A 24,837-nucleotide genomic window follows, 5' to 3' on the forward strand; every position below is an offset into this window, starting at 1 on the left:
AATCGTGCGTGTGGGCACTTTAGAAATCAGGGGCTTTGCCTATCGCACGCCAGTGGATCGTGGCAGCAAAACTGTGGGTGTCATTGAATAGCTGGTATTGCGTGTTGCTGAAAGCGCGGGCACCTGCAGCGTTGGCGTCATCGTCCACGCTGTTGGGCGTCACCTTGTTACCAAAGCAGTTGTAAACCTCGGCAAAAGGCCGGGGGAAGTCGATAGGCGCAGTCGTGCGGTCCGGCGGGCAAACACCACTGCCCCATTGCTCCAGAAAGCCGCTGTCTGGATCCAGACGCCAACCCGTGGCGTCCATCAACGTGATGGGTTTGGTCTGTTTGGTTGTCGTCAGATTGTCGATAGCGGCCTGTTTGGCGGCCATCAGCAGGTCAATGGTCTGAATGGTGTAGGCGTCGTTGATGCCATACCCGGCCAACGTAATGGCGTTGTTAGCCTTTTTGGATAGAAGCCAGTCCGTCTCAGGCTTCGTGTAAGCATCAAGGATGCCGTACCCGGCCAAGGTGCTTGCCTTCAACGGGTAACGGTTGCCAAAGGCCTGTATCGCCTTGAGCAACTGCGTGTTATCGGTCTTATCCAGTTCAGGCAAGTAAGCCAGGATGAAGTTGGCCAACTCTTCTTGAATCATGTTCAGCCATTCAGCCTTGAGTGGTGTGGGGGCGATCCCTCCAGCAGCGGTGCCGTATCTAAACAGTCCCAATGGCGCGACCAGATCGGTCCAACTGGAAATTCTCTGCATACTAAATATCCTCGGGGCCGTTCACAGCGGTCGGTGCCACGTAATGGATGGCGTTGAACAGTTGGTCCACTTTGTCGACGATGCCTTCGATAACTTCCTTGCCGTATCCAAACACCACGTCTGTGTTGCCTGGTCGGCGGTCGGTAACCCGTGACTCCATTGCCACGGCTGTGAATGCCGAAAGCGGCGCGTTCATGCGCCAAGTGAAGGGCCAGTCGCCGGAATAGATGGGATCTCCCGTGTTCAACAGCCCGACCACGGGGACTCTGAAGTTTTCTACCGTGGCAGGAACGCCAAACAAGGACGCCAGGCGAGTGAAGTACGGAATGGACTGGCCGCCCAGATCAGCCATGGCCGCTTCAACGGCTTGAACACGCTCTTCCTGAGACGCTCCGGCAGCCGGAGTCAGGTTGTAGGTCTGCTCCCAGTCAGCGATGTAGTCACCTGCTGATTTGGGAAAGATTGCGTTCTCTGCGGCCTCAAGGCCTTTCAGAGCATCACCTAAAGTGGTGCCTTCGGCAGTGAGCTGGGCCAGTAGGGCTTTACCCTCGGGGTCATATGAGACTGGGGGGAGTAAAGCCTGGAGCTGCTCAATCAATACCTCGCTCATACCATGGGCTCCAGGGTGACAGTGCCGAGACGAATCCAGTTGACCACTGCAGGATCAGCGGACGCAGACACATTGGTCGCAGGCGTGACCAGATCGAAGTCCACGACCCCGGCCAGGCTGCTAATCGCAGCAGTCAGACGAATGCGATAAAGAGTTTCCAGTGGTACCAGCGGATCGATGACACCAGCACCCGCAGATTCGACAGGCTCCTGCAGGTCATCCAGCGTGTATCCAGTGGACAGTGCCAAACGTAGCGCCAAATCGACGCTAAGCACGGCGGGCGTGAACACCCATACATCGGCTCCAGCCGGCGCTACGCTGTCTATATAGGCCTGGCACGCAGCGATGATATCCGCCGACGACGGCCCACCAGCGGAGGTGATCACCACGTCAATGGCGTTTCCACCACGACGCTTGGGAATGACCAGGACAGTTGATACACCATCAACGGATAACGCCCAGCGACGATAATCGTGCAGGTTTCCACCGCTCGGCGGGTTGCGCAGTACGTCCAAGTAACGGGCTAAAAGGCTCTCTTGCTTCTCATCGTCTGTAGCGCCTTTGAGCGCTGCCAAGGTGCAGGCAGTGTCCACGCCCAGAGGCGGGCTGCTAAGTGTCGCGGCACCCTCCAGACCGTTGAGCGCAGCCCCAGTCTCACTGGTCGTCACTGGAGCGACTGCAGTCCCGCTGGCATCAAAGGTGGCTGCAGCGGTTGTCGTAAGCACTATGCCACTGGCGGTATGGCGGGCTTGTGATGCGACGGGAAGCGTCACTCCCACAGTGCCAGTGAGGGCGAGAGTGCTACCAGCTACAGTGGCCGATTTCGGGTACACATTACGGGTAGCTGCGTGCTTCTTGAGTTCGTCGAAGTCCGCGCTATCGGGGAAGATCTGCCTGGCAGTCCAAGCACTTTGCTGGTGAATGCCTTCCGCGACGGCCGAAACCGAACTGGCGCGCACGAAGTTGTCGCTATCACTGGTGATGTCTGCGTCGGGAACCAACGAACGTATTTCGCGCAGTGCGCGAGTCCGAATGGTTTCGAAGGGGGGAGCGATGTAGGGCATCAGATCACGCTCACTGAATGTTCAAAGGTCTGACGACCGGAAGGTGCTTCGACTTCGATCAGCAACCGTAACCAGCCGTCGTGCTTCTGCTCTGCAGACACATCAATAGAAGTTGCTCGACCGTCATCAATAAGGCCCTTCAGCGCCTGCTGGGCGTACTGCAGGGCCAGAGTGCTGACCCGAGCTTTGTCTTTCTCCCGGCGTAGTTCATGGAGTCTCGATCCCAGCAAGGGATCGGCCCAGTAGCTACCGAGTGGAGTCATGAGGCGCAGGTACACGGCGTTTGCCAGCGTTGAAATCCGCTGACCTGTTAAATCGCCTGTAGTTGGGTTTATGCCTGCGTCCATGGGGAAGCAGAATGCCTCGCACGTGGGCGAGGCTGAGTTTCAGCAGGGTGTAAGACTTACATGGGGCTATTGCTGCTGGGTTGGAACGGGGCTGTTGCCGTGTTGGTGGACGTTGTAGATCTCACGGTCAGCCTGCATGCTGCGGACCCTGTCGATCACCTCGGCGTCAGACTTGATGTTCCCCACAGCCTTAACTTCGCCACTGGCCTCGATCAGTGGCGTCTCGAAGCGAACCTTTTTACTCGCTTTGACCAGGAGCGTTTCGGTCACGAGCTCGATTACTCGGCCACGCTTCAGATGTACATAGTCGCCTTCATCCGTGTAGATGGCCATCTCGCCATCCACCAGCTTGATCCGATAACGCACGTCATCACTGGCCACTACAATCGAATGCCCGGATTTGCCTCCGATCGGCACCACCACCAACTCGCAGCCTGGAAGTGGGGCTGATGCAAAACCATAGTGCTGGATCAACTCAGCGACCACTCGCTCACCTGCCAGGCCTTCCACGTCCATCCCCACCAGAGCACTTTTGTGGTTGTTACGTGACAGCACGGCACGGAAGGCCTGGCGAATGCCGGACGCGACACGCTGGGCCTGCTGTCTCATCAGTTGCGCACGACTCATGTCTCACCCCTGGCTTTACGCATAACGCGCAGCTCTTCGTCGCTATCACCTTTTCGCTTTTTACCTGGATTGGCATCAAGCACCCATGCCTTATCCTCTCTCAGACGCAGTTCAGTAAAAGCCCCGCCTGCTCTGGTGAGTCGTAAGGTACGGGCCATCAAAAAGTAAACACCGTCGATGCCATGTGGCTCGCTACGGATCTGAACGCGCTGGCCTGGTGTCCAGGGCTTACCGTTGGCTGCACGGTATCCTTGAACAATGGCCCTGGCCTCAAACCCGTCTAACCGGGAGTCGGCAAGAACTTTACGCGCACGGGTGGTCGCCATGTTCGTATCTTGGGCAGCAGAGTCAATCACAACTAACGGGCGAAAGATCCCCCGCCGGGCTAATGCATCGTCCTGTACTGCGCCGGAAAGGTGAGAGCGGCCCGTATCCAAACCGTCATCGGCGTATTGTCCATGTTGGCCAAGCACTGTTACCTGGCTGTACCGATTGGCAATAGACCGTCGAATCGACAGGCGAGTGACGTTGTTTCCAATGCCATCACGACGCAAAACCAGTGTGCCAACAGGTGCAGCGTCATAGTCTGGGCCTCCGACGATCAGCGTCCCATCTGGCTCGAACCATGGCCACAAACCGTTTGCTGTCGCGACTTCTAGTAATGCTTCCCAAGCGGATTGCCCTGGTTCGATTTGTACCAGGCGGCGCGTCTTGGCTGCTGCAGCACGGATCTCGTATTGAGTGATACCTAATGGCTTAACGATCTGTTCAATGATCTGGCTGAGTGACGCCTCACGCAATGAAACAAACGGCGCTGAGCAGTCAACCAGTAAGCCTGCACGGTCACGACCAACGATACGGATGCTGTGGCCACGACGGGATATGTCGTGCTCTATCTCGTCGATACTTCCGCTCAGCACTCGGTCACTGCCCAGCATCAACGTACAGGGTGAGCCTTCTTTTAATACCTCCGGGAATTGCTCAAGGCTTTGCGTGAATAACTCCAGTTGAAAACCATCGGCCGGAGTCAACATGTCACTGTCCACGGACCAACCGTCCCACTTGTTGTTGACCACACCACCAATCGCGAGCGTTATTGATTCAGCTTGCATAAGCTCTAAGTACCTCGCCGCTCGAAATCATAAAAGGGGATCGCAGGCGAGGATTGAGCCGTAATAGCTCAGTCGCTCTTGCATGGTCTCCGTACCAACGAAAGGCCAACAGTCTGAGGCTGGTGGCAGACTCAACCGCTCTGTTGATCATGGGAGGGCGCTGCAGAATCACTTGTCGAGCACGTGCCTGGATCAGTCCTGCCAGCATCCGCAACGGCTCGATCACGGCCAAGGCCTGCTCAATGCCATACAGATTACGGTGCAATAAAATGGCCGACTGGATCAATGACCGTACGAGCGCGACCAGCCTGGACAAGTCTTCAGGGCTAAGCGTTTGAGTCACTGACTCATCTTCCAAGATCACCGTGACTGCCTCTGCGTGCGCCAGGGCCAGCTCAGTAATGAAGATAATCACAAGCCCATATGCCGACGCTGCCACTGGGTCAGCGGGCATAGCCTCAGGCAGGCTTCCAGCGTCAGGCTCAGTTCCCGCAAACGCACTTGCCAGTAATGCATTGGCGGTGCGCAAAGCGTTGGCGTCCAACGTAGTGTCGCCTGGCATAGCCGATGGCACTCCTCGACCAGCCAGTAACTCGGATGCATTTGACGGGGTGCTAGTGTCAATTGCCGCACGAATCTCTGTTGGGGTTCGGACAAGATCGATCAGAGGGTCGAAGGCAGTCGAAGTACTCCCGGCCATACCTGCAACGCCGCTAATAACACCAAGGGTTTGGGAGCGCAGCTGCTGGAGGCGAAGCGTGATGCCAGGCAGGCCGAGCGCCTTCTCCATGAGCCCCGTCCATCCACCACCGATCCATTGCTGTACTTCGGAAACAAGGCTGTCAACGCGAGCCAGTGTGTCGAGCAAGGCGCTTTGCCACGTCGTACTGCTATCGAGATCGAGGTCGCTTGCAAGGCCTAGGTCGGTGAAGTTCTCGAAAAGCGCACGCTCAAAAAAAGGTGCGCCAGGTGTGTTTTCAACAAAGACCAGGTCAAGTGCCGCATAGTCCGGTCGCTCAGCAACGTGCCCCACGCTCCAGCTCGCGATAACGACATTGACGCTGCCGTAAATCGGATGCACCAACTCGCCGGATTGCTGTTCGAATATAGCCAGAAGTGCCTGAAGAGCGACTTCGTAATTGCTCCCCCAGTTGACGGCTTTGATGGAGAACCGCCGGGCATTGCGGCCAAGTGGCTCTACACTTTCCCCATTCTGATAAGGCACACCGTGCGGTACTAAGGAGTACTCTGCTCCAGTGCTTTCACTCATTACCAAAATAGGCTGGCCGCGATAGCTGCAGTCCAACAGGTTATCTGACCAGCTCATTTCCCACGGCTCACTTCAATACCGTCACGGCGTACGCCGTCAACATGTAGCCACTCTGCATCGGCTTCGATCTTAATAACAAAGGGCTGACCAAATACCTGCTCATGTCGAGCTATAACCCCGGAAGCTGCATCATTCTGACCAGGTGTATTGAAAGCGTTGTACATCAAGCGTTCATTCAGCTCGTTGGACCAAGCACCATAGTTACCGACTTCGCTGTCGGAGTTATCTTCCGAAAAGTATTTGTTCTTAACATAGTAAGCTCCGGCACCAATAGCCGCACCAGCAGCCACAACGCCAGCGCCTATTAGTAGAGCTTTACCTTTCCCACCCTTCATTGCCTCGGCATTAACCTCTGGCAGCTTAGCGTCACTTGGGAAGTTCACGACATAAACTGGAGTTACCCCTGTAGCATCCTGAAGAACTTGCCCTGTGATGACCTGGCGCATGGTGTTGGCACCACCGAACAACCCCTCAACACCACCACCCAATAGGCTCTCAGCGAGAGTCGCTGCACCTGGAATACCGGCGCCGGTGAAAATGCCAGTAATCGTATTGACGTAATCGGGGTTGAAGGCGCTATCACCGGACGCTTGAATAGCATCCAACATCGCGGTACCCACCCTGGCGAACGTGGCATTGATCGGTTGTGAAGCCCGGTCAGTGAGGTGCAGCAGCGTGGCCCGCATGCGGCCTGCTGTGCCGGTGGCGGACTCAACGTTGTCCTTTAGGTTGCTGTTGAAAAGAGGTCCAGCGCCCTCAACCTTGCCGGTGTTTTTTCTGAATAGCTGAATAACTCCGCTTGATAGCCAAGAACTTGTACCTGTTACGGTCTCTTGGTCCATGCTTTTCAGAACTTTGCCCAGGTATATAGATCTTTCTTTGTCAGTAGAAAGCCTAGAGATCTGGGTTCCGATATCCGAATACACATCAGCCGGATTTCTACGCTTCCCTTTTTTATCAAAAAAAGGAATCTTGGTTTCCTTTGTTACTTGGTCGGAATAAGCTTTGACGGTGAACAGTCTCAAAGATGATTTGGCCAGCGTAGCCAACTTTGAAGGCTCCATCTCTGATGTAGAAAGTACTTCGACAAACGACAGCGCTTCCTCAATGGACATGCCAGCCTCAACGGCTTCTTTCCCAATGACGGGAAATATGGAGCTCAAATTTTCCAGCTCCGCATTCCCCAGGCGACCCGCGACCGTCATCTTTTGCAGCAGATCCAATGCTGCTCCCGGATTGCCCAGATCAATTTTGAAGGCGGCGGATGCCGTGATTAGCGCCTTAGCCAGAATGTTCGCTTCGGCTCCAGTAACGGCGACGGCCTGGGCAATGGCATCAATGGTTTCTTTTGCCTGGTCGTATGACAAACCACTGGCAATTAGAGTGTCAAATCCAGCCTGAACTTGAGGGCGTTCTACACCGTATTTCTCCCCCAGTTTGAACGACGTATTACGCCACTCACCAATCTCTTCTTTGGACATGCCCGCCGTCTGCTGAGTACGCACCAACTGGCGATCAAGCTGGGCGCTGCTCACCAACTGCCGATAGGCCATATAGCCCATGCCGAGGCCTGCTAATTTGCCAGGGATGCCTTTGAACATACTGCCTATGCCTGACCCAACGGCACCCTTGATTCGACCGAGTTCGGCACGAGCTCGACCGGCCAAGTTTTTCAGGTTGAGCATGGAGCGCCCAGCCTTGTCGGTACCTTCGCGAAGTACACGAACGCCATCGGTCTCGGCGCCTCGCATTTCGGTACGGGCAGCGCGGGCAGCACGCCGGGCGGTTTCGCCCATTTCCTTAAGCTCAGCCGCCGTCTTGGTTACCTCCAGTCGAAGAGGGACGCTCCCCTGGGTAGCAGCCTGACGCATCCCATCACGGATCACTTTGTAGCTGGCCGCTCCCTGGCGAGCCAAGGCATTGGTGGCACCAGTTGCGCGTTGTGTTTCATTGGCCAGTGACCGCGCACCATCCTTGCCTGCGCGTCTCAGATCCTGATTGACCTGGTTGATCTCGCGCCGACTATTGCCTGCGTCAGCCGAGATCCTAAGCGCAACGCGCAAGTCAGATGCCATAAGTTACCCCTTCTTGCGTCGCTGACTGATGTAACGCTGTGTGCCCTTGGGTTTCCCTGCGATCAGGTTCACCCGACATTCAATTTCAGAGCGCGTCATGGCTCTTATTTCGTCGATTCGGTAGCCGTGCTTGACGAGTGCGTGTTCGACTCCCCGCCAATGGGAGAGGCCGCGACTTGCGGCGCGAGCTTTTTTTCCAGTTCAGCGTCCGTATTTGCGATGACGGCCAGATCCGATTCGAGCAAGCCCTCACGCAGCAATTCCAGTGTCAGCGCTTCCTCTGGAATATCCCCCAGCACCAGGAGCTGGCGGTGATACATTCCCAGGGTGATCAGTGGCAGAGGTGCTTGAGGGAACTGCTCCTGGATCACGATGAGGTCATTCGCGAGCGGAACTCTCAAGGTAAAGCTCTTGTGCCGAGTCCCGGCGTAGTACACACCGACAGGCAACTCACCGGAAATCGTCAGGCCATCCCACTGTTTTTGATTGTTCGTCATGTTCATTTACTCGGTGTAGTAATTAAGGGCGCCCATTTCCAAGTCGCGCATCGCTTCGCCTTCGACCTGATACTTGCTGCCAATCGAGATCAGGAATACACCTGTCCAGGTTTCGCGCTGGCCACCGCCATCACCTGGTTCCATGGTGATCTTGGCATCGAGCACCGCGCTCCAATTGGGTTCACCTGTTTTTGGAATCGGTACGCTCACACGCAATGTGTGGTCGGCAATACCTCTCGCAGTGCCTGCTGCCCGGCCAGTACGGTTCATGGTTTTGACGATGACTCGACCAGTGGTGAACTGGTGATCAACCGAGGCGACCTCGATGTCGGTGCCGTTGAGGTCCATAACAATGGCCCCCACATATTTGTCTGACATGGAAGTCCTCCTTTAGAGCAGCAAGTCGATGCGGCCAGCAAACACATGCAGGCCATTCACGACGTCGGTTGGAATAGCAGCATTAAGCCGGTTTGGGTCTTGAAGTGATTTCTCAACGACCAGGCCGTCGGCGTTAGCGTCCACCGCCTCAACAATTTCAAGCTCTTCGCATTTCTTCAGTACATCCAGCAGCTCGCTGCGTACCTTCGCTGGAGTCTTTTCGGAGAGCTTCTCGCGAGGAAAGCGCAACTGAATCCGTTGTCGGCAAGCCATGCGCACGTAGTACAAAGAGCGGATGGTGGTCAGATCAAGCAGCGCAATATCTGGGGTGTCTGTTGCGCTTTTTGTGTAGGTAGTGACTGCCCGAACGATCTGCACCACATCACCTGGGCCGACTTCCAGTGGCGTGACACCGTTAGCCAGGCAGGTTTCTTGCTCCGTTCGGCCGAGTCGCTGACTGACTGCAGGTACGGAGATGCCCGACAAGTCCAGTGTGTTGAGGGGCCGGGCTGGGTCTTCTTCACTGGCGATACGGGCGGCATAGGCTGCCGCGACTTCGGCTGCCGTACTGGTTGTGCCTGGCAGGAGAGCCAAGGTGATAGCCCCTGCATTGAGCTGCCCGGCGAGTGTGGTCGCTGCAGACAACGTGCTCGTTATCGCAGACACGCCGATGATCGATTGCTGTTCAATCGAATCAGTGAAGGTGGCGATGTGTGTACGCAGAGCGGTCAAGGCAACCTGGCTGTTCCACGCCGGAACGACGATGTTGTATTTGCCACCGACGGTGGAGTCCAAGGCATCGCTGATATCGGGCTCTGCACCCTCGGCTACCGTGACACCAACGAGAGTCAGGTCCAGATAGCGATAGGCTTTGATTGCCGCTGTCGCCATGGCCTTGGCAACACCCTTACCAAACAGGGCGGCAGCTTCATCATCGCTGTAGATCTGTGTCGGGACATTGGCAAGCACAGTAGCCCCAACACCCAGCGGCACAATGAAGCACACACGCTGAGCGTTGGCAGGCAATGTGCGCTGTGCCAACTTGGTGTTGAACTCAAAGTACGCACCCGGTTTGCGAATACTGGCGGGGATAGTGTCGAAATCAATGCTCACGATTGACTCTCCTTGCGCGTTTTTTGCAGTGGGATTGGCACCGCAGTGACCGCTTCTTCTGGATCAGATAACAGTTCACCTGCCATCAGACGGCGACGGTAATAAGTGCTTTCGGCAATCTCTACAGAGGGCTCCTCCGTAATGTATTCCCGAGGATTTCCCTCTTTTGGAACCTTTAGGCCAGGGGCCGCTTTCACCCGCATCAGATATTCCTCAGTTCAATATTGTCGGTGGCCACCGGGTCAGGGTTTCCTGCCGGACTGTGGTAGCTAAGGTCGATACCCACCAGATCCGGCAGGTCTAACTCAGGCTTGCTCCAATCCAGCTCAATGGAAAACGACTGCCCCAGGACGGACATGTAGTCGGTTTGAAACTTGCCATTGACCAGGTTGGATAACTCAGTGGGCTCGATCCGGGCGCGATCAGCCCAAGGCTGCCAATCCACCAACTGGTGCATACAGGCTTCCCAGAGGTCATAGCTGCCAATGTCTTTGGTCGTTGAGCCGCGCCTGGTCTCTCGTTCCCCACGTGGGTGGCGGGTAACAATCACCAGGCGAAACGTAATGGGCATGCTGTAGCGGTTATGACTGCGTTTGCGAAACACAGCCTTTGGCACCATTAGCAGCACGGCTGGACAGCGCTTGAGTAAGCCCGCTATCAAGTCCGGATCGCTGAGTTCGCCGCCGTAACTTTCCACGACCAAGCGATGTACCTTTGGTATCAGCTCCTTTAACCGAGCTTCAATCAGGTCTTCCAGCTCGCCTAACATTAGAGCCGACCCAGCGAGCGACGGCTCATCAGTCGAGGCTCACCGGACATCTGCATGCCTGATCGTCCTGCTTCAGAAGCGCCGCGTTCCTTGTCCTCGGCGGCCAAGGTCTCCAGGCGCTTGAGCACATCCTTGTAGAGCACCCGGACGGTGGAGGTTTCTTGACCTGCATCGTCGTAGAGGTGATACCGGGCGATCTCGGCTAGATCGTCAGTCACCCAGGCCGGAGCATCTTCATCGACCGGGCGAAAGCGTAAATAGAACGACACCTCGCTCCGCGCCCTGGTGACGACATCGGCGATCCGAGCCAATGCCGCTACCGCAATAGCCACATCCTCTGGAGGCCATTCATCCAGTGACGCACCTGACGCTGCCGCCACCAACAACTCGGGCTCAATGGAGCGCTTGTCATCCGGGACAGCTACTTCAGTGATATCACGTGCGCCGAAGCGCACCATGAGCTGAGTGGCGGACGGCAGGGAGAGGTTCATTTATCAACGACCCCGGTTTTACCCGTGGGTTTTTTCGGCTTATCTGCGGCCTTTACTTTGGCTGTTTCACGCTGCGCGTCTTCTGCAAACGCTTCATCCCAAAGCGTATTGATCTCAGCCTCCTGCTTGTCGGCAGTGCGCTGTAAATCTTCCAGCAGTGCTGCGGCCCAAAGGGTTTCGATTTCTGCCGACAGAATGAGGGCGTCACGTTTTGCGTCCTCAAACACGGCCTCATCCCAGAGACCATCAAAGTCAACGTAACTCTTGCCCCACGCTAGCGATGGTCGGTCATGCCCAAGAACCTCGTCCTTATGGCGACTCCCCCCAGCGTCACCCATTGCCGCAGAGTCTGCCTGACCCATGCACGGCATGGCACCTTCACTGGCGATGGCCGCTTCCGGAAGTAACGGGTTCTGCGCAGTGCCATTGAGCCGCTCCTGTTGATCGTCCAGGTCTGCGTCGACGTAGGACACGACCAGTTGCGGATCTTGGCCCAGCGCTTGGAGCTGGGCAGACGTGAAATGATCATCCCGGTACAGCGTTGGCTCAGAGGAATGAGCGATGCCACAGCGGCGAAAGCCATGCCGTTTAGCTGCAATGATGATGGCCATGCTTACCCCCTTAACCCAGCCAGGCTGGCGAAAGGATTTCAGCCGTACCAGCCCAAGGGTTGCCGTTGTTCGCATCCTTGACCAGGATGGTTCGGGCGACGCCTTCTAACTGCGATGGCACAACGAGCAGGCCGGGGTTGATGCCCAGAGGGCGACCGCCGTCCGCTTGGAAGTTCTTCATTGCCGCTCGTGCCAGGCCGTAGTTTTCGGCGGTCAAAGGAGCGCGGGAGCAATATGCAAACTGCCAGAAGCCGAAGCCAACGCTCACACGCGCATCCACGCCGTAGCGGTACTCGTCACGCATGAAGACTTGTTCGTCGTCCATGCTTGTCATCGCTTTGAGGGCGTAAGGTCGACGGTTTTGGAAGATGATTGGCTTGATTGCGCGGCTGACATCGAGCAGATACCAAGCCGGACCTGTACCCGTTTGATAGTTGCTGACCGACACCGCTTCGCCCGTACCGTCAGTCGACGGATACACCGGGTGATCCGTGTCGAAGTAGAACTGACCGTCATAACACAGCGTGGTCAAACCCGCTTTCAGCAGACCGAATACCAGTTCGTCAGGGTGAGCAGTGGAAGCACGGCCCATCTCAGAAAATAACGGCTTGAATACGCCAATCTCGTCATCTTCGATGGAGTCGCGAGGAACGCCGACCGACGATTCATATTTCTTGTTGGTGATGGAGTAGCTGTGCGCAGCCATGTTCTTGAGTACACGTTCGCCGATCCACTCACGGAAAGTCGGGAACTGGCCCAGCCAGCCATAGGTGTTACTGGCCGATGAAGAAGGCACCGATGTTGCGATACGGGCCCAGTCGGTTGGCGTAGCTGCCTGAGCATTTTGGAACTCTGCCTTGAATGCGGTGAAAAGCGCGGCCAAGGTGCCTGGAGTAATGATCATGAATCGCTTCCTTTATATAGAGAGGGAGTTACGCCTTGCCCTTGATGAAGTCCGCTTCACTCATACCCAGCAGTTTGGCGACCTGTTGTTCCTCTGAGTTGAGTGCCGTGGCGAGGTCGCCAGGCTTGCGGGTACCCAGATCCGTGGCCGCAGCGACGACAGGGGCGGCGGTCACAAACTCCTTGAAGCGATTCAAGCCCGCTTCGTCCTGGCACATGGCACGGTGATACTCGACGGTGGACGGGGTGATCTTCCCGGCCTGGGTAGCCGAAGTAATGGCCGCATCGACTTGCTTGTCATGGTCGGCCTTTTTCTGGGTGGCCAGCGCCTGCTCGGCATTGGTGGCACGGACGCCCAGAGCGTCGTAGTCCGCACGGGGGACGAACTGCGTGAGGTTCGGCTTTTCGGTGTTCGCCGCCTGAGCGGTGGCCTTAAGTTGCGTAGTGGCCGCGAGGGCCTGTTCTTCGGTAGCTGTTTCGGGCAAGCCGAGGGCAGCCAAAAGCGCAGGTGAAATCTTCACAGGCGTGTTCTCCGTGGTTTCTTGATTGAGTGCAGTCAGCAGAAAGTTGGGTTTGTTGGTAAGCCCTGCACTAACCAGGCGCGCAATGCGGGTCGTGTCCGGGTCGAAGTCGAAGACTGGGGAAAGGAAGCGGTACTCACGGTTGGTTACCTGGATTTCGCCGTTAGGCGTCCAGGCGACTTTGCCCCACAGAGCACCTTCGCGAATTTCGAACTGGCTGATCCAGGCTGCAGCGGGAGCGGACTCACCCTTGGGGGCGCGGTGCTGGGTCGCATGCTCCCAGTCAAGCGGCAGGTCAATGGCGCGAGTCGTGAAGCTGGACTGCACCAGCATCTGGGCTTGCTCGTCGAACAGCCATTGGCGGCCGTCGCGGCCGACCACTGTCGGACCAGCCGGAATAAGTTCTACCCAATCAGGCGCCTTCCCGTCAGAAAGTTCGACCGAGCTGTAGATCTCTGTGTTGAAGGCGAGTTGAGTTTTCATACCGCCAGTGTCGGCGGACTAGCAGAACGAGTGAGTATCAGCTCCGTGTAAGACTTTCAGTGCTGGGGGAATGCACTGGAAACCCATTCTATATCTATAGAATGGAGAATCGTGTCTCACGGGCGCGCAGGGGATGGCGCGCTAAGCCAATCTAACGCATGTCTAACGCTAGTTGTCATATGCATTTGCGGCGGATGTATCGAGAACCATGCCGGACGCCTTCAGAGCGACTGCAGGAGATCACCCTTTAAAGCCTTCCATTAGGTAATCCCCCACAATGGCCAGGATCTCGGTTTCATCTTCCGATGACAGCCCGAGATAAGGCCGAGCGGTTATATCCGTAGAGCTTGCACCACGGGATGCCCATTGGGAAAAGTTGGATTTGTTCTTCTTCACGAAACGGTTCCCCACCGTGCCATCTTTCCCTTGGCGGAAGTAAACCTGTTGTGACCTGGCCGCGTGTTCGACCTTACCGCCGAACTGGTGAATGGCTCCGTACGGTCGGTCGGTACCGAAGGCCAGTTCATTGTTGCTGACGCGGTGGCGTAACGTGTCCTGGAGCGTGCCCTTTTCGCGCAGGATGCGGGTCCCTTTCTTTTTGGCTAGGGTGGACGGCGCGAGGGGGGCCCAAGGCGAGCCGTCAGGTGCAACCTGTTGCCTGAATCGATTGTCAGTCGATTGGTGTAAGTACTCGGCAATATCATTGAGAGGGGCACTGAGGTTGCTCAAGTGCTGGCTCAGCTCTTCTATAGCCTTGCTGACCTGACTTTCATTAAGCGTTATTTCCAGCATTGCCCCGGCCATGGCTATCTCCTAGTCAGGTCGACGATAAATTTGCACGCCCAGACGTAGCGCTTCCAGATACTGCTCGCTGTCATCCACTTGGCCGGTCATGCCGCCCCACCCATCAGAGCCCTGATCGAATACCGCTACGAAAAGCTCGGCGATGCCCTTGATCTGGAAGTGCGCCAGGTAACGACGCCGAAGAACGGCTTTGCCTAAGCCAGGTAGCCACTCCAGGCGAGCCCATATTTCGTCGGGTGCCTTGAGCACTTCGGCTATCAGCGGCAGCTCATGGGCCTTGATCTGTGGTGCAAGTTTTATAGCGCCAGTTTTGGCATCGGCGAACATGGCACGACCGATCACCTGGGCATCACCCACTACATCCCGCAGTACTGCAGGTGTTGTATCGGTAGCACCAAACTCACCCAAAAACTTAGTAACCGCTTGGCTCGCAGGCTGATCGACGGACGACAGTCTGTCTGCAGCAACGGTACGCGGAGGTGGTAATGCGCCGAGTGGTTGACGGTTAGGCAAGCCGGTTGGAGCTACCACCTTGGGCAAAGCACTCAGTGCTGGTAATGGGTCATGAGCGCGCAACTGGGGGACAGCATCGGTCAACCGGGAACGTCCTGGTGCATATTCAAAGCCTGGATCAATACCCTTTGGCACGCGGACTGTGCGGGGACCATTCGGGCTGTTCTTACCAATGACTCGATCTTCCCACTCAACCGGCGGGGCATTGCCGACCGTAAGGCCCTGGCGGTCTACGTCCCGCTGGCTCAGCATGAACTTCTTGCACTTACAACCCCAGCCATTTTGCGGGTTGTGGGTCGACCACCATGGGTCATCGAGCGGCAACGTGACCCCATTCCAAGATAAGTGCTCAGGTCGTGGGTGAGCACTGTCGCCGTGACGGTACACGCCATAGGGACGGCGCTTGCGCAGTTCTGGATCAGCCATCTGCGTCTCTCGGCCAGCGTTATACGACTGGCGAAGGTTGGTTTCCCAGATGACATTGGTGCGCCAACCCCGCTCACCGTTGTACTGCCAGCCGTGTTTACCGACGACCTGATCAAAGTCCTTACGGAACTGCTCCAGAGTGCCGCCCCCGGCAATGGACTTTTCAACAGCACCTCGCAGATCGGCCAGTAGATCGTGCTTGACCGCACCGGCCACGACGAACGCATGGTCATGCTCAGCGTTATAGATGTCGGTCCAGGCGCGGGTAGGAACATCAACTTTGCCACGGAAGTAATCGATCTGTTCCTGGAACGGAAGTGAACCGTGAGAGACCGCCATTACAACCCCCTTAGGATGTCATCACGGCCCGCAAGGCTGGCAGCCATCAACCCGTCGGCAATAGCGTCAGCCAACTGACTGGTAGTCATAGCCGGGTACGTTTCGATCAGCCGGTCCCGGAATTCTTCCAAGCTGGATACCGTGTCGAGCAGCTCTTTGATCTGCTCGACCATGTCATCCAGGTGTGTGCCTACGGCTGTTTCTAATGTGCGTACCTGGTTGTCCACGATGTCGGGAAGCACTGCAGGTTTCTTGGGTGTTTGCTCTTGGTTGGTAGCCTGGGCAAGCAGAGGAGTTGCTGCAGCAGCTGGAGCCCTGAGTAGTTTTGCACCCTTGGCAGGCTCAGGAATGCTGAGCTTGTCCCGGATAACAGACTGTTCAACCTCCAACCCCATCGGTACCAGCTTCTCCAAAGCGGTGATCAAAAGAGTCGTGTTTTCGGGTTGAGGCACGTCGATGATTAGCTTTGGATATTTCCGACCTGGTGCAAAGTTCAGGTCGCACCAGGGCCGCACAAAGAACCGATTCAGGGTATTGGATTCGGCCTTGGCATCGGCCTGCAGCAGATCGAGCCGTACTTCATTGTGAACCATGGCCTGGGCTCGGCTGGAGCCATCGTCTGTAGACATGGTCTGCCCGACCACCGCTTTGCTGACCTGCTTGTCCCACCACTCAGCCAAGCCTTTGAAAAAGTCTCCGGCGCCTGCAACGTTGGATGCGTTCTGAAATTCAATGCGCATGCTGTCTGGGATAACTGCAGCAGCATCACTGCCCAGGTTAGCCACAGCTGACATCAGCGTGTTGATGTCCTCTTTGCTTGCACCAGGACCATATCGACCCACCCGCATAGGCATGCCAAAGATATCGGCAAACCCCATCCAGTCTTTCCACGTCCAGGCTTTGCACATATAGCCCACTGCAGCAAGACGGGCCAGGCCACCCCGAATGGGTAAGCCGGAACGGATCCGAGGGAAGTGAACGATGAATTTGTAGGGCGCCAAGGCGATACCGTTAACAGGATCAGCCTCATCAAGTAGGCGTAGCTCCCGGCCAGTGTCTCGGTCGAATTGGAAAAACCGTTGGTCACGAGGCTCGAACCGAGACGGCATCCATGTTTTGCCACTGCGGTCCCACATGATTTCAGAGACGGCATAACCCTTACCGACGGCATCGGTCAGGTCTGCCTGCAGCTCCCCAAACTCTGGCGAGCCCACCAGTTCGCTCAGAGCATCGGCACGGCGTACGTCTTCGGGATCATCACTGGCAGCTTCAACACGGATGTTGAGTCCCGCGATGGCGAGCTTGCGAGTGCCTAGGACAGAGGCGTAATGCAGATCACGCTCTTCCATTTCCTCGGCAAGTGTCAGGTAATCGTGAGCAGATCCCTCTGCTGCAGCTTGCAGAATGTTGGCAAGTCGACCAGGCGTCAGACCGCTGGCCACCGACGAGTGCCAAATCTGGCGAATGCCAGTGGTGCGCGCAGCGGCCAGCTCTTCAGTGAGCTGGTCGTACTGGATTGGCCGACCGTACTGGTCAACGATTTTGGACTGAGCCATTACCAAATGCCTTTCTTGGAGCGCCAACCAGCACCCATCTGGATCTCTCGATCATTCTGAGCGGCGGGCTGAACACGGTGGTATTCGAATATTTCGGTTTCTTGCCGAGAGGCGTAGTCGGCAAGCACGGCAGCAATACCGGCGTCACCGTGGCGCTTTGGCCCAGACTTTTCGCCTTTCTCGTTGGTACGCTTTTCCGGGATGCGGGCCACGCCTTTGACCATACGGAAGGCGCGCACGTCGCTGAGCACATCCTTGTCAGCCGGAATGTCATAGAAGGTGTCGTCTTCCAAGGCCGCTTTAAAGGGCGGCATGTTGTCGCGATACCAGCCTTCCGTGAGCATCACCCGCTCAACACGGTTGAAGCCGAACTCAATGGCGGTGTCTTCCGACAGTTGCGAGCCGTTACCCCTGGCATCGTCCGCGCCTTTTAGGAAGTTGGGCAGGCGGCGAAGAATGTAGAACTTGATCTGGGCCTGCTGCTTGAACGGGACGTTACGCAGCTCAACCACAAAAGGTGTGCGCTTGCGCAGATTCTGTTCCTTTAACAGGGGCCAGATCACCGACAAGTCACCGCTACGCCCGAAGTCCATGCCGTAATAGCTTTGGACATCCAGCGGAATAGCAGCCAGCAACGGCTTCAGATGTTCTTCGCACCACTCCAGCGACTCGGCCAAGCGCATGTGTTCGGGCAGGGTCTCGTAGCCCTGTGGGTAGGCCAAGCGAAGTACAGGCACGTCCCGGCTACTGCGTTGCTCGACCAATGCCAGGCTAAGAAAAGCACCTCCGCCCTGGGATGGCACGCAGTCCAGCTCTTCCTCCGCAGCATCACCGTAGAAGTCGTAAACATCCTGGACCCAGGCTTCTTCCTCTTCGGGCTTGTACTCAATGCCCTTACGCAGGCAAACCCGGTTGTAAAGGCCGTCCGAGACCGCCTCACGAAAGGGGCAGCGAAACAGTGCGCCCTTGCGCTTGCCTGCACGGATGTCGTTGATCAGTTCATTGAAGGCATTTTCGGTACCGTCATGGGTACTGATGACATGCACTTCGCCACCCCAGATCAACAGGGCCAGCGCGGCTTTGAGCAGTTCAGCCAAGTCCTGGTGGAATGCGGCTTCGTCGATCACAACAACACCCTGACGACCACGCAGGTTAGAGGGGCGACTGGTCAGCGCGACTATTCGGTGTCCGCTGGGGAACCCGATGGTGTAGGTCTTGATGTGCTTTTCGGGATCACTGTCCGGCCAGATGCCTTCCTCTATCTCTTCGGCAGCATAGTTGTAGGCGCGTGCCCACATCGCACAGGCCTGGATGTACTCGACCGTCATGTCCTGGTTGTAGCCAAGGTAATAGACGGTCTGGCCACCGGCTGGTTTTTCGGCGGCGGCGACCAGGACATTGTCCGCAGCCTCTGCCCAGGTGAGACCAATCCGGCGTGACTTCTCACCAACCTTCAGCGGGGCACGAATGCCGATCCACTCTTTCTGATAGTCGAGCAGTACTGCAGGAGCGCTTAGGGTGGCTGTGCTATCCAAAACAAGGGGAAGGCTCATGCACCCCTCCTGAAGTCATATTCAGTCTTGGCGTGGAGCATCAACACGATAGCGAGACACCACCAGTACTCCATAGACACCCAGATTCCCGCACTGGTGAAATTGAGTAGCCGGAGCAACCATCGAATGATCACGACGCCATCCCGAGGATCTCGCGGCGAATCTCATCGACAGTCGCCTGATTCAAACCACCTTTCTTGGCGATCTTCTCGACACGCGATGCTGCTGCCTCGGCTTTCTCACGGTATTCAGTTTGCCATTTCTTCTGAGCAATAGAGGCTTTGCCCAGCTCTGCCACAGCCTTCGCTACCTTGGGCAAGTCGAACGTATTGCCATCGGCCATCAACAGCTTGAACAAGTGTTCTTGAACCAGGCGCATCAAGGCTTCGTTGACTGCGCCTTCTTCATCCGGTGCAGCAGCCACCACAGCACGAGCCTGTTCGCTGGCCATCTTGAGTGCCGACAGCTTGGACTCAAAGTCCTGACCGTATCGGTGCAGAGCTGACTTGCTGATCGAGAAGCCCTGGGCCGATAGTTCGGCGGAAAGGCTTTCGTATTCACTGAAGCTGTTTTCGGCCAAAGCCTTATCGAGCCAGGCCTTGACTGCCTTGGGCAGGTTGGCAACTTTGCTGCGCGGGGGCATGGTCGATCACCAGTACTTTTCTGGGCGGGCAATACCAGGATTGCATTCGATGGTGTACTCGGCGATGTCGACGCCATAGTGCGTCAGCCCGCAGATCCATACGCCTGCCGGTTGTTTCTTCAGCGTGACTAAGCTGCGATCAGCTAAGTAGTCCAGCTCTCGACGTAGCTCCATTGAGGTGGCATCAGGAAAAATGCCCTGAATGGTCGAGAGCACCACGGCTTCATGAGGATCGACCGGGCGTGAGGTGTTCAGGGTCAGCAAGATGTACCAGCGCAGGGACTCCCGACGCACTTTGGCTGGATCAATGTTCATGAGCGTGTTCCTTTGAGTTGAACGTTTTCTAACTTGAGAGCCAAAGCGTCGAGCTTCGCCTCGATGACTGTTTGGTTTCGGACGTAGTCTTCACGTCGTACATAGTGCAAAGGCATGTCAGCCCGCAGCCGCTCGAAGCTAAGTTCCAGGTTGCGCAACCGTTCGCCATCCTTGGCCACCGCATTGAAGCGGTCATCCATTACGGCAAAACGCTGGTCTAGTCGGCGTTCCGTCTGGAGCAGCAACAGCTTCACCAGCCCTGCAAAGCCACTTAGCACGCCGATGGCGATACCTATTAGCTGGTACAGCGGCATTTCTATCATCGGCATCGGTGACTCCCTTTTTCGCGATGCGTTTGGCACTGAGTGCAATGCTGCACACCAGGTATCGCTAGTCGCCATTTTTCAGGTATCGGTAACTGGCAGTCCTCGACCACGCAAAACTCTGCCGAAGGGCCTGTTAAAATTTCCCGCTGTGCCAAATGTGCCGCTAAGGCACTTTCGTTGTGGATGGCTTCAAGCTGGCTGGCAAAATCATCTTGGTTCATTGAGCGTCCAATCAATTAGGCCGTTGAGCTGCGCTCGGCAGATTCCATGCAGCTCGGCATTGCGCACCTGGTTGGTCAGAAGCTGTTCCTGGCCAAGACCGGAGTTGAGGTCATCAGGGGTTCTGGTTCCATCGGGCGGCGAAGCAACTCGGATGGCGCTGCTGGGGGCTGGCACTGTGGGGCTGGTGGCGCTGATTCCATTGGCTGTGTTCCACACGCGGACAAAGCCAGTAGTGAACACAGCAACAGGCAGCGGCTCCGGCTGAGCATCGAGGGCGCGCCGATATAGTTTGGTGACACGGGATATCTCCCCGGTAAGTTGGTCGGTGGTCTTGCGCAAGTTGAACTTGGTATCAGCAAGCTGGGCGGCCAACTGATTGCCTCGGGCTTGCTCGGTACGCAGAGCAGTGTTCGCTTGCAGCGCTTCAGCCGTCTGCGCTTCGGCCGTGTCTTTCTTTTCCGTGGCGTGTTTTTCCCGTAGCTGAGCCAGTGCTTTATCTCCATCTGACTCTGCTAAGGAATAACCGGCGTCATATCTGGATTGCCCAAAGTCATCGAGCACTTTGATAGCTACGCCAACGATGAAAAGAATGATTAGAACTGGCAGGGCTCTAACTAGAAGGTTCTTCATAGACAAATACCTTTGCCCCAACCGGCGCTCTCATACAGTCGCTCCCAACGCAAAAGAATCAGGCGCGGGTAATTACGGTTTTCTCTGAAGTTGGCAGCCGAGCGGCCAGCGTTGTACCGCTCGACAGATTCGAACCAGGTCAGCGGATCGGCACCCTTAGCCGATGCCAACTTGCGGTCGCGAATAACCCATCCAAGTCCGCCGTTGTAAGCCGATAGCATCATGGCCGCCCGGTCACAGGTGGTATGTGCCTTAACGCGACTTACCAGCCAGAGGTCATAACTGACCAAGGCCTGCATAGACCAAGCGGGGTTATAGGGCTCGACCTTGCCAAGCGCTTTAGGAAATAACTCGGCGAGCCAAGTGGCGGTCGAGGGCATCACCTGGCCCAAGCCTTGCGCACCTACAGGCGATTTTGCGTTGAACTTCCAACGGCTTTCCTGATGAATCTGTGCGGCAAAGGTTGCAACTGGTGCATCCAGGCCCCACTCGGCTTGGGCAATGCGAGTCAGGTCGCGGCGGTAACGTTCGGCATCAGCTGGAATTTCTGCGTGCGCCAGAGTGCTAGCAAGACCAGCAAGCGCACCCAGACATCCCGCACCTATATATAGAAGGATTCTGCGCATATTCAGAGCCCCAGGGTCAGGCCGAGAACACAGGCAATCACCACCAGGGCGCGGCGAATGCCAGCCAGGGGTTGTGCAGTGCGCATCACTCTGTTCGGGCGAGCGTAGGGAAACAAAGCCCGGTCAATCCAATAACCGAGGACACCGCCAAGAGTGACCAAGCCAGCTTTGTAAAGCACGACTGGTAGTTTGGTTGGAGCAACCAGTGCCAAACAGATCAACAGAATCAGAGTGATCACGGTCCAGTCGGTCATACGTGGCGCATGGGGGCGCCGCTTGAGAAAGTGAGGTCTCATTGGTTTACTCGTGGTGAGTTGAGGGCTGAGCGCAATGCACTGAGGTGGTTCGCAGCAACTACGGCGTTACCAGGGACATGCACTGGTTTGCGGTATTCGGCGAGGGCAGGACCGGCAGGAGTTACAAAGGGACGAAACTTCTCTCGTTCGCGCACGTGTTTATCGGCACGCGCTTCACCTTGAGAAACATGCGCTTGCACCATACCGAGCCATTCAGCAGGAACCTTTGCCAATAAAGTTTTGCGGGAAAGATCATCTCCAGCGGCAAGGATTAGTTGTGCATATTGGCGCGGCCATTTAGGCCGGGTAACTTTTTTGGGAGCGGGATCTGTGCGCATGGTGCGAGCCTGCCGTTATTGGGAACGGAGCAAGCTTCGCGCGAAGAGGGGGATACAGGAGTTTCAGGAGCATGTAAGAAAAACCCCCGCTCGGTGGCGGGGGTCTATTAAATGGCTTGCAAGGTGTATGAGGACATCAGAACATCCTGCACCAATCGATGTTCTACAGTGAGTCTTAACCGGCCCGCCCACTCCTTATGCGCTGCTTTAGGCTTTCCTCCAGCAAGTAAGATATTCATTTGACGATCCATCTCACTGTCCATGAAGTCGACAATATAGCTTGGCGAGCTCGGCTGGGGATTGTCGAAGAGGCTATAAAGTAATGTACTGGTTAAGGCGTCAATAACACTCGCATCTTTTATGGTGGTATTGCTTGAGGCGAACTGAGCAATTGTAATTTCATCCAGATGCGCCATATCTGAACCTTCAAACACCAATGTTGCAGAAGCAGAGCCATGCTGGAACGACACCATTTTTCGCTCTCGATTAGCAGAACCAGATTTCACTGCTTTTAGGTCCCGCTTGATATTAGGAAGTTCTTCCAAAATATCATCCAACGTTTTTTTGAACGGCCGTGTCTTTCGCTCTTGAGCAGAGTCTACGCCAGGGCTTGGCTTAGCTGAAGGTTCTGCAGCCAAAGACATTTCGGATTTGCCTAACAAGGCTGTCAGCATTAACAGTAAAGCCAAGGTCCCTTTCATTTAGTGCGTCGTCCCTTCGTCGAATCCGAATAAGTCAGGCTCACTTCTGCGGTGCAGAGCCCGTTGTCGGGCAATTATGGCATACAGCGTTTGATTGGCGAGGCGGTACCTCTTGACCATCTCCACCGGCTGGACACCACCGTCGCGCCACTCCCGATAGATTTCCGCGTCCCGCATAGCTTTTTTGAGAAGCTCGCCGCGCGGGAGGTAGATCACACTCCCGCCCAGCGTATCGCAGATTGCAAAGACCACGTGCCGGGCCAGCCCTGCAGGTGTTGCGGCGGGACCCATTTCCGTTTCCAGCTTGGCTTCAGCAATCTCAACCATCTCCCTCAGGGTGCCTTCCCAACGAGTTAGTACCTTAGGATCTTGCATGTGAGCAAGAACCTTATCTGGATCAAGTTTGTCGCTGTCATCAGGGAATAGTTGCTCTGTCATGTCTCGCGCCTCCCATGGCGGCGCGCATCGTAAGTCAATGCGGCAACCATCTTTTGGAGCTGCCCAGGGTCTAGCCATTCCACGCGCTCAACCTTGAACATGCGAAAGGCCATCCCGTCAGCATACGCCCAGGAGCGTTTTGCCTCGGCAAGAAAAGCCTCGATTTTCCCCACCAGTTTTGCACGATCTGGTGCAGCCACAGGAGCTTTGCGCCCGTGCTTTTTGGCCGGTGCCGACTCCCAACCAAGCCGGGCGAATTCGGCCAGGACAGCACCGATCTGGCGGGGATTTAGATCCTTGGCTGAACGTACACCTGCAATACGGGCCAGCAAGGAACGGTAGGTTTCATCGTCCAACCCCAAGTCTTTCTTGGCGATATGGATTTTGCTTAGCTGCAGGTTTCGTGTGCTCACTGTCTTCCTCCTTTCATAAGTGCCCTGAATGCAACTGGGTCGCTTCGGGACAGTCTCGCAACACCATGAATCGCCATAGTGAGTGCGTGTTCTGTTTCGTCGAGTTCCCCGGCGATGCGGATCTGTTCCAGCTCGCTTTGGGTTCCACGGTAGAGTTCGATCTTTAGTTTTTTTGCCCCCATAGCCACGCGTTTATCTTTCTCGCGCTTGCGTTGAGCACGTTTACGCTCGCGTGCCAGACGGGTCTTGCGCTGCTTTGGTGTTTCGTCTGTCATGGGTTGGCTGCTCATCAGTACCGGACAACCACGTCCGGCAGACCGCCCCGGCGTACCAGGGCGGTTTCGCTTAGTTCAGGGCGAACTGTTCCTGGCCGTTCACGCCGTGATTCAAGCGCACATCACCCGCCGCGATAAATCCGTGCATGGCGTCGGTCATGGCTCGCATGCCAGTGCCTTTGTTGGCGTTGCGGTCGCGACAGTCGAGCTTTGCCGTATCTGCGTGGTGTTTGAGCATGTACGCGGCTGTAGCTGGAGATGGTTCATCGTTGCCTGCGAAAGCCATGACCTGCTTACGTACAGCTGACACCCAGGCCGAGCAGAACACATCAGCGCGCTTGGTCTTTGTCGCTGCCTTACAGCGCTTCAACTGAGTGCTGATAAAGTCACGACGAGACTGGCGCACCTGACGCAGCAGCAAGGTCATGGTGTAGCTGGCCAGCTCTGCCATTTCACCGATGAAGCGCCACTCACCAATGCCTGACATGAACAGAACCTTGCAGGCATAGGCCTGGCTCACAGCTCCAACCATGTTGGCCTCCCATTGGGGAGGGGTCATCTTCGAGCCACTACGAGCGGCGCACTCGTACACTTCGGAGAGTTGAACATCCGACTCTTCTAGCCGGTATTTTTCCATCAGCGCTCGGGCCTGACGCATTGCTGTAGCAGCTTCATGTGGGTTGTCGCTTGCTGCCAGCTGCAACAGTTTCTTGATTTTGTCCAAAGCCTTGCTGTGGTCCATGT

General features: G+C 56.2%; 33 protein-coding genes and 1 other RNA gene. All 34 read right to left on the minus strand.

Features of this window, described 5'->3' with window-relative positions:
• Positions 1-19: 19 nt before the first annotated feature.
• Complete coding sequence (locus Q1W15_RS12290) at positions 20-748, minus strand: phage tail protein (RefSeq protein WP_300728569.1); 729 nt, start codon at positions 746-748, stop codon at positions 20-22.
• 1 nt (position 749) lies between these two features.
• Complete coding sequence (locus Q1W15_RS12295; protein WP_300728572.1) at positions 750-1,358, minus strand: putative phage tail protein; 609 nt, start codon at positions 1,356-1,358, stop codon at positions 750-752.
• Positions 1,355-2,422 carry a baseplate J/gp47 family protein gene (locus tag Q1W15_RS12300; protein ID WP_300728575.1) on the minus strand — a complete coding sequence of 356 codons (1,068 nt, stop codon included), beginning with the start codon at positions 2,420-2,422 and terminating at the stop codon, positions 1,355-1,357. The genes Q1W15_RS12295 and Q1W15_RS12300 overlap by 4 nt, the downstream gene beginning before the upstream one ends.
• Positions 2,422-2,700 carry a phage GP46 family protein gene (locus Q1W15_RS12305; protein ID WP_367280636.1) on the minus strand — a complete coding sequence of 93 codons (279 nt, stop codon included), beginning with the start codon at positions 2,698-2,700 and terminating at the stop codon, positions 2,422-2,424. Before Q1W15_RS12305 ends, Q1W15_RS12300 begins: the two co-directional genes overlap by 1 nt.
• A 135-nt stretch (positions 2,701-2,835) precedes the next feature.
• On the minus strand, positions 2,836-3,396 hold the full coding sequence (locus Q1W15_RS12310) for a phage baseplate assembly protein (protein ID WP_300728589.1): 561 nt from the start codon (positions 3,394-3,396) through the stop codon (positions 2,836-2,838).
• The gene (locus Q1W15_RS12315) at positions 3,393-4,508 is read right to left on the minus strand and encodes a phage baseplate assembly protein (protein ID WP_300728592.1); all 1,116 of its coding nucleotides are present in this window, start codon (positions 4,506-4,508) and stop codon (positions 3,393-3,395) included. Before Q1W15_RS12315 ends, Q1W15_RS12310 begins: the two co-directional genes overlap by 4 nt.
• A complete protein-coding gene (locus Q1W15_RS12320) occupies positions 4,498-5,835 on the minus strand; it encodes a DNA circularization protein (RefSeq protein WP_300728594.1) in 1,338 nt (445 codons plus the stop codon). The genes Q1W15_RS12315 and Q1W15_RS12320 overlap by 11 nt, the downstream gene beginning before the upstream one ends.
• Positions 5,832-7,913, minus strand: a complete 2,082-nt coding sequence (locus Q1W15_RS12325; RefSeq protein ID WP_300728597.1) for a phage tail tape measure protein — start codon at positions 7,911-7,913, stop codon at positions 5,832-5,834. Before Q1W15_RS12325 ends, Q1W15_RS12320 begins: the two co-directional genes overlap by 4 nt.
• Before the next feature lie 104 nt (positions 7,914-8,017).
• Positions 8,018-8,410 (minus strand): hypothetical protein, encoded by a 393-nt coding sequence (locus Q1W15_RS12330; RefSeq protein ID WP_300728599.1) that lies wholly within the window; start codon positions 8,408-8,410, stop codon positions 8,018-8,020.
• 6 nt (positions 8,411-8,416) lie between these two features.
• Complete coding sequence (locus tag Q1W15_RS12335) at positions 8,417-8,788, minus strand: phage tail protein (RefSeq protein ID WP_133077518.1); 372 nt, start codon at positions 8,786-8,788, stop codon at positions 8,417-8,419.
• Between the two features lie 12 nt (positions 8,789-8,800).
• The gene (locus tag Q1W15_RS12340) at positions 8,801-9,901 is read right to left on the minus strand and encodes a phage tail sheath subtilisin-like domain-containing protein (protein ID WP_300728612.1); all 1,101 of its coding nucleotides are present in this window, start codon (positions 9,899-9,901) and stop codon (positions 8,801-8,803) included.
• Entirely contained in the window at positions 9,898-10,104 is a 207-nt protein-coding gene (locus Q1W15_RS12345; RefSeq protein ID WP_300728615.1) for a hypothetical protein, read from the minus strand. Before Q1W15_RS12345 ends, Q1W15_RS12340 begins: the two co-directional genes overlap by 4 nt.
• Positions 10,104-10,670, minus strand: coding sequence for a phage protein Gp37 (locus tag Q1W15_RS12350; RefSeq protein ID WP_300728618.1), 567 nt, complete (start codon positions 10,668-10,670; stop codon positions 10,104-10,106). The genes Q1W15_RS12345 and Q1W15_RS12350 overlap by 1 nt, the downstream gene beginning before the upstream one ends.
• On the minus strand, positions 10,670-11,161 hold the full coding sequence (locus Q1W15_RS12355; protein WP_133077522.1) for a phage protein Gp36 family protein: 492 nt from the start codon (positions 11,159-11,161) through the stop codon (positions 10,670-10,672). The genes Q1W15_RS12350 and Q1W15_RS12355 overlap by 1 nt, the downstream gene beginning before the upstream one ends.
• A complete protein-coding gene (locus Q1W15_RS12360; RefSeq protein ID WP_300728623.1) occupies positions 11,158-11,772 on the minus strand; it encodes an HI1506-related protein in 615 nt (204 codons plus the stop codon). The genes Q1W15_RS12355 and Q1W15_RS12360 overlap by 4 nt, the downstream gene beginning before the upstream one ends.
• 10 nt (positions 11,773-11,782) lie before the next feature.
• Positions 11,783-12,676, minus strand: a complete 894-nt coding sequence (locus Q1W15_RS12365) for a Mu-like prophage major head subunit gpT family protein (protein ID WP_300728626.1) — start codon at positions 12,674-12,676, stop codon at positions 11,783-11,785.
• 28 nt (positions 12,677-12,704) lie between these two features.
• Positions 12,705-13,679, minus strand: a complete 975-nt coding sequence (locus tag Q1W15_RS12370) for a phage protease (protein ID WP_300728629.1) — start codon at positions 13,677-13,679, stop codon at positions 12,705-12,707.
• A gap of 240 nt (positions 13,680-13,919) precedes the next feature.
• The gene (locus Q1W15_RS12375; protein ID WP_300728632.1) at positions 13,920-14,483 is read right to left on the minus strand and encodes a phage virion morphogenesis protein; all 564 of its coding nucleotides are present in this window, start codon (positions 14,481-14,483) and stop codon (positions 13,920-13,922) included.
• A 9-nt stretch (positions 14,484-14,492) separates the two neighbouring features.
• Positions 14,493-15,761 (minus strand): PBECR2 nuclease fold domain-containing protein, encoded by a 1,269-nt coding sequence (locus Q1W15_RS12380; RefSeq protein WP_300728635.1) that lies wholly within the window; start codon positions 15,759-15,761, stop codon positions 14,493-14,495.
• Complete coding sequence (locus tag Q1W15_RS12385) at positions 15,761-17,317, minus strand: DUF935 domain-containing protein (protein ID WP_300728638.1); 1,557 nt, start codon at positions 17,315-17,317, stop codon at positions 15,761-15,763. Before Q1W15_RS12385 ends, Q1W15_RS12380 begins: the two co-directional genes overlap by 1 nt.
• A complete protein-coding gene (locus Q1W15_RS12390; RefSeq protein WP_300728640.1) occupies positions 17,317-18,870 on the minus strand; it encodes a hypothetical protein in 1,554 nt (517 codons plus the stop codon). The genes Q1W15_RS12385 and Q1W15_RS12390 overlap by 1 nt, the downstream gene beginning before the upstream one ends.
• Positions 18,871-19,000: 130 nt before the next feature.
• A complete protein-coding gene (locus tag Q1W15_RS12395) occupies positions 19,001-19,513 on the minus strand; it encodes a DUF3486 family protein (RefSeq protein WP_133077532.1) in 513 nt (170 codons plus the stop codon).
• A gap of 6 nt (positions 19,514-19,519) precedes the next feature.
• Positions 19,520-19,828 (minus strand): hypothetical protein, encoded by a 309-nt coding sequence (locus Q1W15_RS12400; RefSeq protein WP_133077533.1) that lies wholly within the window; start codon positions 19,826-19,828, stop codon positions 19,520-19,522.
• On the minus strand, positions 19,825-20,157 hold the full coding sequence (locus Q1W15_RS12405) for a hypothetical protein (protein ID WP_169869258.1): 333 nt from the start codon (positions 20,155-20,157) through the stop codon (positions 19,825-19,827). The genes Q1W15_RS12400 and Q1W15_RS12405 overlap by 4 nt, the downstream gene beginning before the upstream one ends.
• A 204-nt stretch (positions 20,158-20,361) precedes the next feature.
• The gene (locus Q1W15_RS12410; protein WP_300728653.1) at positions 20,362-21,006 is read right to left on the minus strand and encodes a DNA-packaging protein; all 645 of its coding nucleotides are present in this window, start codon (positions 21,004-21,006) and stop codon (positions 20,362-20,364) included.
• Positions 21,003-21,596, minus strand: coding sequence for a transglycosylase SLT domain-containing protein (locus tag Q1W15_RS12415; protein WP_300728804.1), 594 nt, complete (start codon positions 21,594-21,596; stop codon positions 21,003-21,005). Before Q1W15_RS12415 ends, Q1W15_RS12410 begins: the two co-directional genes overlap by 4 nt.
• A 38-nt stretch (positions 21,597-21,634) precedes the next feature.
• On the minus strand, positions 21,635-21,886 hold the full coding sequence (locus tag Q1W15_RS12420) for a putative holin (protein ID WP_222934602.1): 252 nt from the start codon (positions 21,884-21,886) through the stop codon (positions 21,635-21,637).
• A 38-nt stretch (positions 21,887-21,924) separates the two neighbouring features.
• Complete coding sequence (locus Q1W15_RS12425; RefSeq protein WP_300728664.1) at positions 21,925-22,266, minus strand: hypothetical protein; 342 nt, start codon at positions 22,264-22,266, stop codon at positions 21,925-21,927.
• Positions 22,267-22,373: 107 nt separating this feature from the next.
• On the minus strand, positions 22,374-22,967 hold the full coding sequence (locus Q1W15_RS12430) for a hypothetical protein (protein ID WP_300728667.1): 594 nt from the start codon (positions 22,965-22,967) through the stop codon (positions 22,374-22,376).
• Positions 22,968-23,405: a Mor transcription activator family protein gene (locus tag Q1W15_RS12435; RefSeq protein ID WP_300728670.1), complete on the minus strand. Its 438-nt coding sequence runs from the start codon at positions 23,403-23,405 to the stop codon at positions 22,968-22,970.
• On the minus strand, positions 23,402-23,818 hold the full coding sequence (locus tag Q1W15_RS12440; RefSeq protein WP_300728672.1) for a gp16 family protein: 417 nt from the start codon (positions 23,816-23,818) through the stop codon (positions 23,402-23,404). The genes Q1W15_RS12435 and Q1W15_RS12440 overlap by 4 nt, the downstream gene beginning before the upstream one ends.
• The gene (locus Q1W15_RS12445) at positions 23,815-24,093 is read right to left on the minus strand and encodes a hypothetical protein (protein WP_133077540.1); all 279 of its coding nucleotides are present in this window, start codon (positions 24,091-24,093) and stop codon (positions 23,815-23,817) included. The genes Q1W15_RS12440 and Q1W15_RS12445 overlap by 4 nt, the downstream gene beginning before the upstream one ends.
• Position 24,094: 1 nt before the next feature.
• Positions 24,095-24,165, minus strand: an RNA gene (locus Q1W15_RS12450) — hammerhead ribozyme type II.
• Positions 24,164-24,835 carry a DUF2786 domain-containing protein gene (locus Q1W15_RS12455; RefSeq protein WP_300728677.1) on the minus strand — a complete coding sequence of 224 codons (672 nt, stop codon included), beginning with the start codon at positions 24,833-24,835 and terminating at the stop codon, positions 24,164-24,166. The genes Q1W15_RS12450 and Q1W15_RS12455 overlap by 2 nt, the downstream gene beginning before the upstream one ends.
• Positions 24,836-24,837 lie beyond the last annotated feature (2 nt).

It is taken from the genome of Pseudomonas sp. (genome assembly GCF_030150285.1).
GTDB lineage: Bacteria > Pseudomonadota > Gammaproteobacteria > Pseudomonadales > Pseudomonadaceae > Aquipseudomonas.